We start from the raw sequence: 15,795 nt of genomic DNA, 5'->3' as shown, positions 1-15,795 counted from the left end.
GCGGACACGGCGGGCGGCGCGGGCTCAGGGCCGGCGGCCGTCGGCGGGATGGGCCAGGTCATAGGGGCGCGGGTACGGTGTCGGGCGGTAGGACACGTAGCGTGCGGGTACGGAGGAATCGGCCTCTGCGGCACGGGTGTTGAGGGCTTCGGGGTCGGCGCCCCGCCAACGGCCCGTGATGACGCGGTCCTCCAGGGTGTGCAGGGCGGCGGCCAACTCGGCGCTGCTGAAGGTGCAGTGCCCCGGGTTCTCGACGTAGGCCTGGCGCAGCAGGGGCGCGGAGCCCGCGGCGGTGACCGCTCGGCGGTGCGCGCTCTCGGCCTGCACCGGGATCAGACCGTCACCGGTGGTGTGGATGTCCAGTTGCGGCTTGGCCAGTTGGCCGGTGAAGGAGCTCGTACGGCCCATGCGCTGGACGGCACCCGCGTCGGCGTTGATCCGCGGGGCGCGGTTCAGGGTGCCGAGGTCGCCTTTCAGGGACAGGCCCGCTTTGGCGTACAACTCCTCGACCTCTTTGTAGAGCGGAGAGCGGCCGAGCATCGTGGAGTAGTCGACGCCCGTGTTCCAGGACATGTTGCCACCGACCCGGCTCTCGGCCTCCTGCCGCCAGGAGAACGCGGGCAGCATCACCAGGCCCATGACGGCCTGGAACTGGTTGGCCTGCTGGGTGTCCCAGTCGGTCGCGCCGGGGCGGGGCTGGGCGGGGTTGTTCCAGCCGGGGATGTTGTGCAGGGCGGCGGCCAGGGCGATGCGGGCCCGGCCGGACGTGGTCTGCTGTGCCTCGGTGACGACTCCGGCCATGGCGCCCGCCGCGTCGGCGGCGGCGCTCTGGCTGACCAGGCCGGTCAGGGGGATGTCCGAGCCGGGGGCGAGCAGGGCTTTGAGGGCGAAGACCGGGTCCAGCGTGCTGTTCCAGTTGGCGACGCCTCCCTGGAGCAGACCGCACGTGGCCAGCGACCCGTCGATGCGGGCCGCGTGACGCTCGGCAATGGCGGTGGTGACGAGACCGCCGTAGGAGGTGCCCCAGGAGATGGTGCGGCGGGCCGGGCCGAAGCGGCCGGTGAAGGCGTCGAGGGTGGCCAGTTGGTCGGGCACCGCGTCGGTCACCGCCCAGCCGTTGCTCGCGTACGAGGAGCCGATGAGGGCGTACCCCTGACCGAGCAGGAGCGTCTTCGTGGCGTCGTCGGGCGCGTTCCGGGCGGGGTTGGGGGCGCCGGCCGGGGTGTAGCCGTGGCTGTAGAGCAGAACCGTGCCGTTCCAGGACTCCGGTACGTCCATCAAGTACGCGGCACCGGACGGCAGTTGCCCCTCGACGTGAGCGGCGGCCTCGGCGGCCTGTGCAGTCGGGGCGAGGGGGGCGGCGAGCAGTAACGCCGCCAGGGCGATGCACGTACGCCTGGGGATGCGGGTGTTCACGAAGCGAGCTCCTTCTTCCTCGGTGGGGGAGAGACGAGGAGGCCGCACGGCCGATGGCGGCGCCGGCTGCCCGGAAAGCAGGTCTCACTCGGTTCGGAGCGATGACACCGCGAAGGTAGGCGTGTACATTGCTGCCGTCAAGAAGGTGCACAACATTCTCGGTCAAGGGTCGCCGCGATCGGCGAGCCGCTCGGAGCGGCGACCTCACAGGTGCACGAGCCCGGTTCGTTCCCCCGCCCGGAAAATCCGCGCAACCCCTTTTGACGGCTTCCCGGCGGCCTCGTGGCCTCGCCCAACTCCCCTTCTCTCCCTTCCCGTTCTCGTTCTCGTCAGGAGGGCCCCATGCGACGGCGCATTCTCGGGCTTGCGATAACAGTGGTGACGGTCGCCGGTGCGGCCGGATGCGGGTCCTCGTCCTCGGGGGCAGGTGGTTCAGCGTCGTCGGGCGGGAGCGGGACGACGCAAGTCAAGGTCGGCATCATCCCGATCGTCGACGTCGCACCGCTCTATCTGGGCCAGAAACAGGGCTTCTTCAGCGAACGCGGCATCGAGCTGACGATGGAGAGCGCCCAGGGCGGCGCCGCGATCATTCCCGGTGTGGTGAGCGGTCAGTTCCAGTTCGGGTTCAGCAACACCACATCGCTGATGATCGCCCAGACCAAGGGGGTGCCGGTCAAGTCGGTCGTGAACGGCGCCGCCACCACGGGAGACACCACGACCGACGTCACCGGAGTGGCGGTCAAGAAGGACAGCTCGATCAAGTCGGCCAAGGACCTCGCGGGTCGCACGGTGGCGGTGAACACCCTGCAGAACATCGGAGACACGACCGTGCGCGAGTCGGTCCGTCAGGCCGGTGGCGACCCCTCGAAGGTCAAGTTCGTGGAGATTCCGTTCGACCAGATGCCGGCCGCGCTGGACGGCGGTCGGGTGGACGCGGCCTGGGTGGGCGAGCCGGCGCAGACGATCGCCAAGGCCCAGGGTGCCCGGGTCGTGGCGTCACCGTTCGCCGAAACCGACCCGAAGCTCACCGTGGCGACCTACTTCACCTCGACCAAACTGACGAAGGAGAACCCCGACCTGGTGAAGAAGTTCACCGAGGCGATGAACGAATCGCTGCAGTACGCCTCCGACCACCCGGAAGAGGCGCGCCAGATCCTCACCACCTACACCAAGATCGACGGTGCGGTGTTGAAGAACCTGACGCTGCCGAGTTGGCCGACGCAGATCGACATGGGCTCCCTGGAGAAGCTGGCCACGCTCGGTGAGGCGGACGGCCTCTTCGGCGACGGGAAGCCCGACCTGGACGCTCTGTTCTCATGACGCCGTCCGGATTCGTTTCCGCTACCAGCAGGTCCTGTTCAAGTCACCCGGCCGAAGAGGGTCAGCAGGGCATCGGGCGAGTCCGGGCCGGTCAGGATCTGTTCCGTCCAGATGCACTTGCCCGTCGGGGTGTAGCGCGCACCCCAGTGCTGCGACAGTGCGGCGACCAGTTGCAGGCCCCGGCCGCCCTCGTCCGTCTCGGACGCCCGGCGGATCCGGGGTGTGGTGAGGCTGCCGTCGGAGACCTCGCAGATCAGGGTGCGACTGCGCAGCAGACGAAGTGAAACCGGCCCCTTGGCATGGCGTACGACGTTGCCCACCAACTCGCTGACCAGCAGTTCCGTCGTCATGGCCAGGTCATCGAGGCCCCACTTGGACAGCTGCTCCCGGACCAGCTTGCGTGCCTCGCCCGCCGCTTGTGGCTCGGTGGCCAGCGGCCAGGCGGCGACCGACTCGGCAGGAAGCCGGTGCACACGCACGACCAGCAGGGCCGCGTCATCGGCGGACTGCTGCTGCGCCGGGAGCAGGCCGGAGGTGAGCCTGTCGCAGAGAAGGTCGAGATCGACTCCGCGGTCCCCGGCGAGCAGTTGGGCGAGACGGGCCATGCCCGCGTCGATGTCGCGGCTGGCGGACTCGATCAGCCCGTCGGTGTAGAGGACGAGGAGGGAGTTCTCCGGCAGCGTGAGTTCGACGGATTCGAAGGGCGGGTCCGCGGCGCCCAACGGGGGATCCGAGGCCACTTCGGGAAACTCGACCGTACCGTCGGGGTGGAGGATGGCAGGCGGCGGATGCCCGGCGCAGCCGAGGGCGCAGACACCCGTGGTGGGGTCGTACACCCCGTAGAGGCAGGTGGCGTACGAGTCGTCGCCGAGCTCGGCGACGACGTCGTTGAGGTGAGCGAGGATCTCGTCGGGAGGCAGCTCCAGGTCGGCGAGGGTGTGCACAGCCGTGCGCAGCCGCCCCATGGTGGCCGCCTCCGACAAGCCGTGGCCCATGACGTCGCCGATGACGAGGGCGACCCGGTCACCGGAGAGCGGGATGATGTCGTACCAGTCGCCGCCCACGTCCATGCCCTGCTGGGCAGGCAGATAGCGGGCGGCGGACGTGCACGCCGGCAGGGGCGGCAGCGTCCGGGGAAGCAGGCCGCGCTGCAATTGCTGGGCGCGGTTGTGCTCGGCGTCGAAGAGCCGGGCCCGTTCCAGCGCGTGGGCGACGAGACCGCTGATCGCGACCAGAAGTGTGCGCTCCTCGCTGGAGAACGGGCGCGGTTGGTCGAGGGAGATCACGCACACCCCGACCGGGTGGTCGGATGCGATCAGAGGCAGGAACGCCCATGCCTTCTTGCCGCCCGCCGTGGGATTGCCGCCCAGCTGCGGGTAGTGCGACGCGAACTCCTGCGGAGAGGAGAAGAACTGCGGGATACGGCTGAGCATGGCGTCCATGATCGCGCTGCCTGCCGAGACGGGCTGGTTGTTGAAGAGATCGGTGAACTCTTGCGCATAGCCGACGCTGCCGACGACACGCGTTCGCCCGTCCTCGATGACCTGCATCATCAGCCCAGCCGCGCCGAACGGTGGCAGTACGTGCCGGGCGACCGCGTCCACCACGCCCTGCGCGCCGATCGCCTTGGCGAGCGCCGCTGTCAGTTCCCCTATGCGGGCGGCCCGGTCGGCCTGCGCGCGGGCGGCCGTATCGCGCTCGACGTCCCGCATCAGCTTTTCGTGGATATCGGTGAAGAAGAAGGCCAGGCCGTCAGGGAGCGGGACCAGTCGCAGGTGGCACCAGCGCCGGGTCCCCGGTGCCAGGAAGTCCAGGCCGGTGGGCTTCGGCCGTGCGGCGGTCTCCTCGCAGAGGGCCCGCAGACCGGGGACCTGTAGGGCAGTGACGTCCCACAGCAGGCGGCCGACCAGCTCCTGGCCCAAGCCCAGTACTCGCTCCGCCTCCTCGTTGAGGAAGGTGATGTGCCACTGGTGGTCGAGGGTGAGAAAGCCGTCGCTCATGTGACGCAGCGCGTGGCTGATCGTGTCGCGAGCGCTGCGGGACCCGGTGGAGTCCCATACGGTGCCGACCACGCCGACGGGCTGATCGGCGTGCGCCAGTTTCACCTGGCCGCGTACCTGGACCCAGCCGATCGTGCCGTCCGGGTGCCGCACCCGGTACTCGGTGCCGTACGTGCGCCGATCGCGCAACGCCTTGTCGACCTCGGAGGTCACCAACGGCCTGTCGTCGGGATGGATGAGGTTCAACCATGTTTCCGCCCGCCCGTCGAACTTCTCCGGATCGAGCCCGAGCACGCTCATCGCCGCCTCGTCCAGGTCCACCTCGTCGGTGGCCATGGTCCACTCCCAGGATCCGACGCGTACGGCCTCCAGCGCCTGTTGCAGAAGCGGTCCGGGCCGCAGTTCCCGAGGTGGTGGCTCCTTGGGCAGGAGGGGGCGGCCCAGTCGTACGGCGATCCAGGCGGCGACGGCGTTCAGGAAGGCCCACTGGTCGGGTTCGGGGGCGCGGCGGGCCTCGGTCAGGACGGTGAGTGCGCCCAGTGGTCTGTCGGGGCCGGGCAGCGGGACGGTGGCGACGCTGTCGGCCGGGTCCGTGCCCGTGGTCGTCCCGGGGGCCGGTTTTGCCTGCGGGGCCGCGGCCAGCCAGACGCTCCTTTCCTCGCGTACGGCGCGGACCGGTGGCAGGCTTCCGTCGTCCGGGACGCGCTCCCAGGGCTCGGTCATCGTCGGGGGCAGTCCGCTGCTCGCGAGCAGGTGCAGCCCGCGCAGGCCCTCGGGCCCGCCCACATGAACCATGCCGCCGACCCCGCCGAGCTCGGCCACGACCTGTTCCAGAGCGAGACGGAGCGCCTCGGTCACCGCCACGTCGTCGTCGATCGCACGGAGAAGGGCCATCCGCGGATTCATGAGATCAATATACCGAGAGCGGAAAATCCTAGTGATGTGACGGTGGGGATGTATGTAGCCGGCCTCGCCGCGGCTGGGCTATGATCGATCTTGTTGAACGGCCCGCCGGAACTCCGGTGGTCAGCCTGGCGTTGGTGGTCCAAGGAAAGACGTCCCGCTTCCTGCGGGGAGATGCAGGTGCAAGGCCTGCCCGGCGCTCCATACAGCCCCGCCTCCGGTACTCCGGAGGCGGGGCTTGCTTGTTACTGAGTCGCGGTGCCCGCCCGCGTCCGAGCGGACCGCGGCGCACCGGCGGCCTGACCCTCGGCGTCACGCCAGACCCAGTGCCGACCGGTGCTGCCCATATCCGCGCCCTGGTGCGGCCACGTCAACGGCGCCTCGTTCTGGATGTTCAAGGACTACTTCGCGCTCGTGGCCGGCCGGGCTTCACGCCGGCCGTACGGCACTGTGGATCGCCGACGATCCGGCGTAGAAGATCGACTCCTCGCGTATGTACGCCCCTGGGCTCGGCGCGTGGATCATCATGCTGTTGCCGGTGTACAGGCCGACGTGGCCGACATCGCCGGAGAAGAAGATCAGGTCGCCGGGCTGCATGTCGGCGAGGGCGACCGCTGTGCCGGCGGTCGACTGATCGTGCACGGTACGGGGGAGTGCGACCCCGGCGGCCTTCCAGGCGGACTGGGTGAGACCGGAGCAGTCGTACGAGTCCGGTCCGGTCGCGCCCCAGACGCACGGTCTGCCGATCTGTCCACGGGCAAAGGCGAGTGCCTCCGCGGCCTTCCTGCCGTATCCCGACTCCGACCCGCTGCCGGTGCTGATGAAAGCTGCGGCGCCGGTTGAATGGCCTGCGACGACGCTTGTAAAGGCCGCGTCGACGCTTGTATAGGCCGTGTCGACGCTTGTATAGGCCGTGTCGACGGTTGTACTGGCCGTGTCGACGGTCATGTCGGCGCCGAGGCCGGCCGGTTGCTGCCACAGCCACGCCTCACCGGCTTGGCGGGGAGCCTGTTCTTCGGAGGTGCGCCAGGTGTCCTCGGCCCGGGGCTCGATCGCCGGGAGCTGCGCACTGTGCTGTGCGGCGTGCTTGGACAGCAGTTCACGGGCCGTGGCGAGCTTTTGCTGGATCTGTTCCTTGGACGTCCTCAACGAGGTGTGCGGAGGCTCGATGGCCAACGCGGGCAGGGCCTTTGAGGCCTCCTCCTGGCGTGCCTCCCGCGCGACCGGCAGCGCGGCCATGGGCCCGGCGGTCAACTCCGCCACGGGGCCGGTGGGCACCCCGGCTGCGGGCCCGGCGGTCAACTCCGGGACGCGCGGGCCGGACACTTCCCGTCCACGGCCGGTGAGTTCGTCCTGCGGACGCCCCGCAGGGCCCGTGGGCCGCGCGTCGGCCGCACGGTTCGGCATTCTGTCGGCCGGCAGCCGGGCCGGCACGGTCGGGCCCAGCCGCGCGCGCCCCACGTCGAACCACCGCTTGGCTACGTTGTTGTCGAGGGCGGGATCGGTGCGCGGGCGCCCGTTGCCGGGTGCCGGATTGCCGCGTTGGCGTGATCCGGTGGTCGTGGCGCGGGTCGCGTTGTAGGTCCCGGTGGCGGTCTCGGCCCGGTTGTAGAGGCTGTTGATCCGCTGCTGGACCTCTTCGCGGCTCGGCTCGTCGTTCCCTGCCGACGGCGTGGCGCCGGCGGTCCGGGCAGCCTGGGCCTCAGAGGTGAGGGCCGCGGCCGGGAGGGCGGAGTCGCGCATGCCAGGGAGGCTCATGCCTCCAGGACGCGGGGTGCGTTCCGGCGCCATGGGGGGACGTACTCCTTCCGTGCTCCGCCTACCGAGTTGGCTGTCTGGTTCGGGCGAACGGTTCGGAAGGTATGCCCTACGGCCCGTGCCCTGGTGGGCAGTTGGGCCGATTCACCCCAAGGTCGGTTGGGTCTCCGGCTGTTTTGGGGTGCAGCGGACTCGGCGGAGGTCGCACAACCCGGCGAGGTTCGCCGGAGGGAGTCGTGCGGCCTGCCTGCCAATCTAGCCAACTTGTGTGCCTCACGTGAAGGTTGAAGCGTGAAATGTCCCATATGCATTTCCGACCTGGTGAATTGGGCATGAGGAGAGGGTGTCCGCGCCCCGGCCGGCGACTCCTCGACCCCGCTCCCAAGGCCGCACCGGCGAGTGGGGCAGGTCACCTCGGGATCTGCTGCTCGAACCAGACGACCTTGCCCGTGCTCAGTCTCGTAGCTCCCCAGCGCCACGCGAGTTGATTGACCAGGAACAGGCCGCGGCCGCCCTCGTCGCCTGGCTCGGCGTGCCGCATCCGGGGCACCTGGGGCGAGTCGTCGGTCACCTCGCAGCGGACCACGTCCGAGCGGAGCAGCCGCAGGGCGATGGGCCGGGAGGCGAAGCGCACGGCGTTCGTCACGATCTCGCTGACCATGAGTTCCGTCGAATCGAGCAAGGATTCCAGGCCCCAGCGGCGCAGTGCCCTGCGGGTCAACCGCCGTGCCTGTCCCGCGGTCAGCGGGTGGGGGGCCAGGAACCAGTACCCCACGCTGTCCGCGGGGAAGCCCTCGAATCGCGCGATGAGCAGCGCGATGTCGTCGTCCCGGACACCCGGGCCCAAGGTGTCCAGCACTTGGTCGCACAGCGGTTCCAGTGAGGAGGTGACGAGCCTGTGGGCTGTGCCTTGGAGGTGGGTGCGCAGAGCCGCGACGCCTGTACCCACGTCTGTTTCATGGGACTCGACGAGGCCGTCGGTGTACAGCAGGAGGGTCGCTCCGGTGGGCGCGGGCATCTCCACCGATTCAAAGACGACGCCGCCGACGCCGATCGGAGCGCCCGGCGGGACGTGCAGTACCTCCGCGCGGCCGTCCGGGTGCAGGAGTATCGCGGGCGGGTGGCCGGCGTTCGCCAAGAGCAGTCGCCGCGATATCGGGTCGTAGATCGCGTAGAGGCAGGTCGCCATGTGGTCGCCGCCAAGACGCTGGGCCTGCTCGTCGAGGTGGTGCAGGACCTCGTCCGGAGGCAGGTCGAGCCCGGCGAGGGTCTGCACGATGGTGCGCAGCTGGCCCATGATCGCGGCGGAGGTCATGGAATGGCCCATGACATCGCCGACGATCAGGGCGATGCGATTGCCGGGCAGGGGGATCGCGTCGTACCAGTCGCCGCCGACCTGCGCGGTCTTCGAGGCCGGCAGATAACGACTGGCCAGTCGGACGCCGGTGGGCTCGGGCAGCGACGACGGGAGCATGGTGCGCTGCAGCGTGTCCGCCACGGCGGCCTCGTGTCCGTACATCACCGCCTTTTGGACGCCGAGAGCGGTATGCGTCGCGAGCTGGGAGGCGACGAGCAGGTCGTCACCGGTGAAGGCGGCGCGCTCCGGCCGGCGCAGGAGAACGACGATGCCCATGGCGTGGTGGCGGCCGTGCAGCGGGGCGATGATCAGCCTGCGGCCCGGCGGGAGCGTTCCGGGCGTACTCGCCACGGGCCCTAGCAGCTCGGCCACCGCCGACGCGATCCCCGGTACGTCGCCGAACGCCGGCCCTCCGGCCAGCAGCAGCTGTGCGAGTCGTCCGGTGACCGTCGGACGCACGCACTCGGCCACACCCGAGGGCTGGGGGAGGATCTTCGGCGCAGGCCTCACGGACCGCTCTGCGTCCGGAGTCGCGGGCGCCCGGTCGATGCTGTGCAGCTGGAGGACGACGGGTGCGGCCGACTTCTCGTCCCCCACCGGCAACGGGTCCCGCAGATGGATGAATATCGCGTCCGCGAACGTGGGGACGGCCGCCCGGCGCAGTTCCCGGAGAGTCTCGTCCAGATCCATCCCGCGGGCGATCCGCCGAGTTGCCACGTCGAGATACCGAAGCCGGTCGGTCTGCGAGCCGGTACTGACCGACACCGCGCCCTGCGAAGGGTGCGGATCCGGAGCTTCGGTGCCTGGCACGCGTCGCCCGGTGTCGGAAGAGGAGGGGGAGATGCGCGCCATCTTTGGCTGCCCGGCATGTGGCTGCCCGGCATGTGGCTGCCTGGCTTTTGGTTGCGGGGTTTTTGGCTGCGTGGCCCGGTACCCGGCACGAGGGCCGGGCGGTGGAGGCGGCTGGGGTGTCTGAGGCGTACGAGCGTCCCACGAGCCCATGGGTGCGGCGGGTGCGACAGGCCTCGTCCCACTCGCCGGGCCGTCCGATCGCCGGGCGGCCTCGGCGGGGTCTCCATGGGGGGTGTGGTGCTTCGTCACGCGTTTCGTCCCGTCGAGTGGGTGCCGCGGGCCCATGGTGTCGCATCGTGCGTTCTCAGTCGCGCCTCCTGCAGCAGAGGAAGACCTGTTCCTCGGGCGGGACGTCGGTGACCGCCGGGGCGAAGGTGTAGGAGGACTCCTTGACGATCTCGAAGCCTCCGGTCTCGATGACCTCGCGCAGGTCCTCCTTCAGGTAACCGGAGACCCGGATCGTGTTGCCGAGGAACGGGATCGAGAAGTCGTCCACATCGGCTTCCACCATCGAGAGGATGAACAGGCCTCCGGGTACCAGAAGGTGGCGGACCGTCAGCAGCGCGAGGGGGATCTCCGCGCGCGGCAGCATCAGGAGGGAGAAGAAGGCCGCGACGGCGTCGAAGCGGCCCAGGTCGCGAGGGCCGCCCGGTCGCAGGTCCGCGAGATCCAGCCGGTGGAACGTCGCACCGGGGACGTGTTCCTGGGCGAGTCCCACCATCCCGCCGGACAGGTCGATGCCCACGACCTCGAAGCCGGCGTCCGTCAGCTGGCGTGCGGTCGGCACTCCGGTGCCGCAGCCGAGGTCCAGCACGCGGGCGTCTGCCTGCAGGGAGCCGATCAGCCATTCGCCGGCGGAAACCTGACCCTCCTTGTGCGGGAAGGCCTCGTCGTAGTGGTCGCCGATGGCGTCGAAGGCCTCGGCCTGACCTGTGCGGTCAAGTCGTATACTCGCGTAATAATCCGGCCCATTGTCCCTATTGCTCATGAAAGTAACCTTTCATTGGGCATATTGGAGTATTTCACACTCGGATGAATGATTGTGGAGGTCGTCCCTAGTTGAATCAGCACGGATGATAGCCAGCCGCGCACAGTGCGTAGGCAAGGACTTTCCCTTTGTTCATCCGCAGCAGTGGTCCGGAGTCGCAGGGTCCTGGGCGGTGGGCGTGGTGCGTGGCGTATGGCACGAGACAGGTGCGGGGACGTCGAGGGCCGGGTTGCGGTCGAAGAACCCGTCGGGTTCCAGCCGCAGCCGGGCCCGGGCCACCGGCATGACCGGCCATTCCTCGGGGCGCGGAAAGTGGTGGGAGCCGACCGTGGCCCACAACACCAGGTCCGTGCCGTCCAGGGAGCGGTCCTCCTGCTGCCACTTGTGCACCCCGTCCGCGCCCGGCTCGGCCTGGTTGGGGTACTCGCCGGCGACGAAACGCCGGTCCGGGTCGTAGGCCGTCGCCCACAACTGCCGCCCCACGAACGGGGCGCGGCGGGCGCACACGCTGTCCTCCCGCACCGGCAGCACCGCGGTGTTCTCCAAGTGCACGCGGTACGCGGTCGGTTCACCCATCCGGTTGACGGCCTCGGTGCTCTCCACCCGCCAGTGCAGGGCACGGGAGGGATCGGTGCGCCGACCGCCCTCCGCCTCGCTGAGGATCGGACGCAGCACGGTTCGGGCGGCGTTGCCGTACGGGTCGAGGTCCGGGTCGGTCTCGTGCTCGGCGGTCACCTCGACCAGGCGGTTGCGGGGGCCGTCCACCGCCATGTCGAGGCGGACGGCGAAGAAGTGCTGGTGGTTGGTGACCGCGACGTTCGGGGCGACCCGCCGTGCGTACGGGGTCTCCTCGCCCTCCGCCACACCCGTGGCGGACAGGATGCCGGTCATCTTGATCTCCAGCATCACCGAACCGTCCTGGTACAGCGACCAGTAGAAGCCGTAGTCGTAGTTGGCGACGGTGGCGAACGCCGAGATGATCAGTCGGCGGGAGCGGCGCACCTCCGTGCGGCCGGTACGGCCGTCGTGGTGCTTCCACAGGATGCCGTCGTCCTCCTCGTGCACGCATACGGCGTTGGGGATGAGGCGGGGCACGCCGTCGCCGCCGAGCACCGCCGCGTCGAAGTACTGGATGACGCCCAGGCAATCGCAGCCGAGGGCCAGCGAGTTGGTGAGCGGGCCCGCGCCGTACTCGCCCCAGTCGAAGAAGTTCTTGCGGTACTGCGTGGAGGCGGTGTCGAAGTAGGGGACGTACATCTCGTTGACGGCCGCACGCCGGAGCACCTGGCGCGGGCCCTTCCCGGCCGCGTCGAAGGTCAGGTCGTGCAGCACCAGGCCCTCGCGGTGGCTGAAGCCGACCCGTACCGACCAGCCCTGCCAGTCGATCCGCTGACCGGTGACGGTGAAGCTGGGACCGTCCGCCTGGACGACCTCCAGCGGCTTCAGGCCCGGCCGCTCGGGCACCACCCCGGCGGCGAACACCCCGGACTCCTCCGACAGCGGGACCACGCCGTGGTCCTCGATGTGCAGGATCTCCATGGACTCCATGTCGATGATCGGCACCACGCCCTGCACCGGGCGCGCGTAGCCGTTGTCGTCCTCGGACGTGCGGTGCCAGACGCTGCCCCAGGTCAGTCGGCGGCCCGCGTACGCGGGCGGTTCGAAGCCGCCGATCGACTCCGGGTCCACCATCACCAGCGACACGTCGTGGATGCCGCGCAGCGCCAGCGCCTCCCGGAAGCGCGGGTCCGCCCGGCAGGCGGCCGCGGCCTGCCGGGCCTCCTCGGAGGAACAGCCCGGGCTGCGCACGTCCAGCTCCCGCCAGGCGGTGCTCCGCGGCTTGTCGCCGAGTTCGAGATCGACTTCGTAGGCGATGCGGGCCGAGGGGCAGATCACGACCGCGCGGGCGCGCCGGGCTTCGCCGGGGGCCGCACGGCGCGCGTGGTCCTCGTCCAGGGCCACGCCCCAGAAGCGCGCGTCCTCGGCGACCCGGGTGTCGGACCTCAACACCTCGACGGCTAGGGCAAGTTCAGCGGCGGTGAGCGGGTCCAGCGGGTGCGGTGCGGCGACCGGTACAGGTTCGGGGGCGAGGGTGCTCATACGGGGTTCCCTTCCGTGGCGGGGCTTGTTGCGGGGGCGGCAGGGCCGCACAGCACGGTGCCGCCGTCGGCGCGCGGGTCGGAGGCGCCGTCCAGTCGGCCGTCGGCGGAAAGCCGTACGACCTGGGTGTGGCCGGCCAGATCGGTGCGGCCGGGCGCGACGACGACCGGTACTCCCGGCGGGCGCGCGTCGGACAAGGCACCGGGCTCGGCCAGCAGGGTCTGCGTCCCGTGCCCGATGTCGCGGGCGCCGATCACCCAGCGCGGGCGGTCCAGGACGGCGGCCGGGTCGGCGGCGGGATCCATCAGGCCGGGCACCGTCTGGGCGAGGATCTGCGGCTGGGCCCGGCCGCCCTGGCAGCCTGCCGCCAGCAGCAGGTCGGCGGACCGTCCGAGCACGGGGCACAGAGTGTGCGGGGGCCGCACTCCGGGGCCGATGACGGCCGGGTGGCCGGGCAGCAGGCTGAACGCCGAGCCGCGGTTGTGCAGCACGACGCCGGTGTCCGGTTCGCAGATGCCGGAGCCGAAGGCCTGATAGACGCTCTGGATGAGGGAGACCGCGAGGCCCGAGGAGTCCACGGCCGTGACCGCCACCGTGTCCCCGGCGGGCCGGAACGGCGGATGCGGAGGCTGCGCGCCCGCGAGTGGTACCGGCCGCAGCAGTCCGTCCAGGTCCAAGTCCGTACCGCGCGGGTCGCCCAGCAGCCGGTCACGGGCGGCCGAGGCGTCCTGACAGCGGGCCGCCAGGGCGCCGGTCCGCTCCGGCTCGGGGAGTTCGGCGGCCTCGGCCGCGGTCGTCAGTACGGCGAGCAGGGTCGCGCCCTGGCTCGGCGGTGGCGCGGTCCACCAGCGGATGCCGGCCATGTCGAGCACCAACGCCTCGACGCTTTCCGCCCGGTGGGCCGCGAGGTCGGCGCCCGTCAGCGGGCTGCCGGCCCGGCGCAGTCCGTTCGCCAGCGCGTCGGCGACCGTGCCCCGGTAGAACGACGACGGATCGTCGGCCAGGGCCCGCAGTACGGCGGCAAGACGCGGCTGGGGGAGTGGGGCACCCTCGCCGAGCGGCGCCCCGTCGCGACCGGTCAGCAGCGCGGTCAGGCCGGGGTCCGCGGAGATCCGCGCGGCCTGCTCGCGTATGGCGCGCGCCAGGCCCGCCGAGACGGTGGCGCCCTCCTCCGCGAGCGTGGCGGCGTCCCGTAGCGCGGCCGCCAGGGCACCCGGAGTGCCGTGGGCCTCGGCGAGCGCCGTCCAACCAGCCACCGCCCCAGGAACGGTGACCGTCTGCGGCCCCTGCGTGGGCATCCGCCGGTCCGCGGCGCGCAGCGCCTCGACGTCCACGTCCTGCGCGGCGGCCCCGGCCGACACCACCGCGCGCACCGCGCCGTCCGGGGCATGGACCAGGGCGATCAGATCGCCGCCCAGGGAGCACTGGTGCGGATAGACGACGGTCAGGGCGACGGCCGCCGCCAGGGCCGCGTCCATCGCGTTGCCACCCCGCTCGGCCGCCTGCCGCGCGGCCGCCAGAGCCGCCGGATGCGGGGCGGCCAGAACCAGCCGGGATACGGCGGTGGCGGCCGGCGCCGGCCGGGGCGCGGCGCTCATGCCTCGTCCCGCGGCAGCAGCACCGTGCGCGACGGGGCGGCCTCGGCACCCTGCAACGGCACCGGCAGGGAGAGCATGTCGTACACCCCGGCCGGGGTGTGCAGCAGGTCGACCACTTCGAGGATCAACACGTCGGCGCCGCACAGCAGTTGGTGGGTCTCCCAGTGGGTGGTGTAGGCGATGGCCTCGATGCTCAGGTAGTCGATGCCCGCGGTGCGCACCCCCGCCTCGATGAGCCGTTCCGCGCCGTCCGGGGCCAGTCCGACCCACTGCCGGGCCTTCCACGGGCTGCGCAGCACACCCTCCGAGTTACTGGTCCGCAGCAGTACGCGCTCCTCGTCGCCGAGCCCTGCCGCGTCGAGATCGGCGGCGGTGATCTGCTCCTCCACATGGGTCAGGTCGAGCACGCGTGCCGTGCCGTTGAGAGCGGACAGGTCGAGCCGGTCCACCGTCTTTCCCCCGTCGATGAAGTGGGCGGGCGCGTCGATGTGGGTGCCGGTGTGGGCGCCGATGCGCCAGCGGCTGACATTCGAGGGGTCTCCAGCGGTACGGGACTCGACGATCTCCACCTCGGGGCGGCGGCCCCAGTGGAGCATCCCGGGGTGGATCGGGACGGACACATCGATGGCCTTGGCGAAATCGAGGTTCATGCGTTTCTCCCATTGGATGCGGATATCCTAGAAGTGGATCCAATAATGAGTGCCTGTGGACGCCGGTGGCGGCGTGGGAAACTGCTCCACCACCGCGCACCCTCCGACCGCCCCCGAGAAGGGTTTGACCGACTCCGATGACGCCCCACACAGACGACGGCCCCCTCGTCGACGACATCGCGGCCCGCATCCGCGCGCGGATCATGAACGGTGAGCTGGCGATCGGCAAGCCGCTGCGCCAGGCGGCGCTGGCCGCCGAGTTCGGGGTCAGCCGCACTCCGGTGCGCGAGGCGCTGCGGCAACTGCAGAACGGCGGCCTGATCGAGATGCAGCCCCATCGGGGCGCCGTGGTCCGGGTGCCCGCTCCGTGGGAGGTGCGCCAGGCGTACGAGGTCCGCGCCGAGCTGGAGGGACTGGCTGCGCGACGCGCCGCCTCGCGCATCACGGAGCGTCAGCTCGCGGCACTGCGCGAGCACAACGCCGTCCTGCGCGAGGCCGCGGAGCGGGCCGCCGGCGAGGAGAGCGCGGGAAGCCCGGCCACCACGGCCGCCAACGACTGCTTCCACACCGTCGTCTGCGAGGCGGCCGACAACCCCTGGCTGAGCCGGATGATCGGCCGGATCAACGAGAGCTTTCCGCGCAATGTCTCCTCCCTCGCCCTCGCCCACGACGAACGCCACCGGCAGCACAACATCCGCCAGCACGAGGCGATCATCGACGCGCTGACCGCCCGGGACGCCGACCGTGCCGACGAGGTCATGCGCGACCACGTCATCAGCTCCGGCGAACATCTGACGGCCTGGTACGAGCGTCGTTCGCAGACCGTCTTCCACGGCTGAGACATCCGTACGCC

Annotated in this window: 10 protein-coding genes and 1 riboswitch; of the genes, 2 read left to right on the top strand and 8 right to left on the bottom strand. The window is 70.7% G+C overall.

From position 1 onward, the window contains the following. Positions 1 to 24: 24 nt before the first annotated feature. Positions 25 to 1,416, bottom strand: coding sequence for an alpha/beta hydrolase family protein (locus ACX28W_RS07215; protein WP_458997907.1), 1,392 nt, complete (start codon positions 1,414 to 1,416; stop codon positions 25 to 27). A gap of 342 nt (positions 1,417 to 1,758) precedes the next feature. Here ACX28W_RS07215 and ACX28W_RS07210 point away from each other — a divergent pair, with 342 nt between their 5' ends. Continuing rightward, complete coding sequence (locus ACX28W_RS07210; RefSeq protein WP_458997906.1) at positions 1,759 to 2,736, top strand: ABC transporter substrate-binding protein; 978 nt, start codon at positions 1,759 to 1,761, stop codon at positions 2,734 to 2,736. A gap of 38 nt (positions 2,737 to 2,774) precedes the next feature. Here ACX28W_RS07210 and ACX28W_RS07205 read toward each other — a convergent pair whose 3' ends face one another. From ACX28W_RS07205 to ACX28W_RS07175, 7 genes are all read right to left on the bottom strand, one after another. Then, positions 2,775 to 5,642 carry a SpoIIE family protein phosphatase gene (locus ACX28W_RS07205; RefSeq protein ID WP_458997905.1) on the bottom strand — a complete coding sequence of 956 codons (2,868 nt, stop codon included), beginning with the start codon at positions 5,640 to 5,642 and terminating at the stop codon, positions 2,775 to 2,777. Between the two features lie 426 nt (positions 5,643 to 6,068). Continuing rightward, positions 6,069 to 7,382 carry a C40 family peptidase gene (locus tag ACX28W_RS07200; protein ID WP_458997904.1) on the bottom strand — a complete coding sequence of 438 codons (1,314 nt, stop codon included), beginning with the start codon at positions 7,380 to 7,382 and terminating at the stop codon, positions 6,069 to 6,071. Between the two features lie 57 nt (positions 7,383 to 7,439). After that, positions 7,440 to 7,605: riboswitch (cyclic di-AMP (ydaO/yuaA leader) on the bottom strand. Between the two features lie 201 nt (positions 7,606 to 7,806). After that, positions 7,807 to 9,606: a SpoIIE family protein phosphatase gene (locus ACX28W_RS07195; protein WP_458997903.1), complete on the bottom strand. Its 1,800-nt coding sequence runs from the start codon at positions 9,604 to 9,606 to the stop codon at positions 7,807 to 7,809. 304 nt (positions 9,607 to 9,910) lie between these two features. Then, positions 9,911 to 10,594, bottom strand: a complete 684-nt coding sequence (locus ACX28W_RS07190) for a class I SAM-dependent DNA methyltransferase (protein ID WP_458997902.1) — start codon at positions 10,592 to 10,594, stop codon at positions 9,911 to 9,913. 132 nt (positions 10,595 to 10,726) lie between these two features. Next, positions 10,727 to 12,694 carry a primary-amine oxidase gene (locus ACX28W_RS07185; RefSeq protein WP_458997901.1) on the bottom strand — a complete coding sequence of 656 codons (1,968 nt, stop codon included), beginning with the start codon at positions 12,692 to 12,694 and terminating at the stop codon, positions 10,727 to 10,729. After that, on the bottom strand, positions 12,691 to 14,292 hold the full coding sequence (locus tag ACX28W_RS07180) for a gamma-glutamyltransferase (protein WP_458997900.1): 1,602 nt from the start codon (positions 14,290 to 14,292) through the stop codon (positions 12,691 to 12,693). Before ACX28W_RS07180 ends, ACX28W_RS07185 begins: the two co-directional genes overlap by 4 nt. Continuing rightward, a complete protein-coding gene (locus ACX28W_RS07175) occupies positions 14,289 to 14,942 on the bottom strand; it encodes a cyclase family protein (RefSeq protein ID WP_458997899.1) in 654 nt (217 codons plus the stop codon). Before ACX28W_RS07175 ends, ACX28W_RS07180 begins: the two co-directional genes overlap by 4 nt. Before the next feature lie 137 nt (positions 14,943 to 15,079). Between ACX28W_RS07175 and ACX28W_RS07170 the strand changes: the two genes are divergently transcribed. Then, positions 15,080 to 15,781 (top strand): GntR family transcriptional regulator, encoded by a 702-nt coding sequence (locus ACX28W_RS07170; RefSeq protein WP_458997898.1) that lies wholly within the window; start codon positions 15,080 to 15,082, stop codon positions 15,779 to 15,781. Positions 15,782 to 15,795 lie beyond the last annotated feature (14 nt).

This window comes from Streptomyces sp. SD15 (assembly GCF_054462255.1).
The sequence above is the reverse complement of the archived record's forward strand: the minus strand, read 5'-3'. Positions and strand labels throughout refer to the sequence as shown.

What these genes read in the sequence shown, in the direction of transcription:
- ACX28W_RS07210 (WP_458997906.1), top strand. Translation starts at nt 1,759, where the DNA reads ATGCGACGGCGCATTCTCGGGCTTGCGATAACAGTGGTGACGGTCGCC.
- ACX28W_RS07205 (WP_458997905.1), bottom strand. Translation starts at nt 5,642, where the DNA reads ATGAATCCGCGGATGGCCCTTCTCCGTGCGATCGACGACGACGTGGCG.
- ACX28W_RS07200 (WP_458997904.1), bottom strand. Translation starts at nt 7,382, where the DNA reads ATGCGCGACTCCGCCCTCCCGGCCGCGGCCCTCACCTCTGAGGCCCAG.
- ACX28W_RS07195 (WP_458997903.1), bottom strand. Translation starts at nt 9,606, where the DNA reads ATGGCGCGCATCTCCCCCTCCTCTTCCGACACCGGGCGACGCGTGCCA.
- ACX28W_RS07190 (WP_458997902.1), bottom strand. Translation starts at nt 10,594, where the DNA reads ATGAGCAATAGGGACAATGGGCCGGATTATTACGCGAGTATACGACTT.
- ACX28W_RS07185 (WP_458997901.1), bottom strand. Translation starts at nt 12,694, where the DNA reads ATGAGCACCCTCGCCCCCGAACCTGTACCGGTCGCCGCACCGCACCCG.
- ACX28W_RS07180 (WP_458997900.1), bottom strand. Translation starts at nt 14,292, where the DNA reads ATGAGCGCCGCGCCCCGGCCGGCGCCGGCCGCCACCGCCGTATCCCGG.
- ACX28W_RS07175 (WP_458997899.1), bottom strand. Translation starts at nt 14,942, where the DNA reads ATGAACCTCGATTTCGCCAAGGCCATCGATGTGTCCGTCCCGATCCAC.
- ACX28W_RS07170 (WP_458997898.1), top strand. Translation starts at nt 15,080, where the DNA reads ATGACGCCCCACACAGACGACGGCCCCCTCGTCGACGACATCGCGGCC.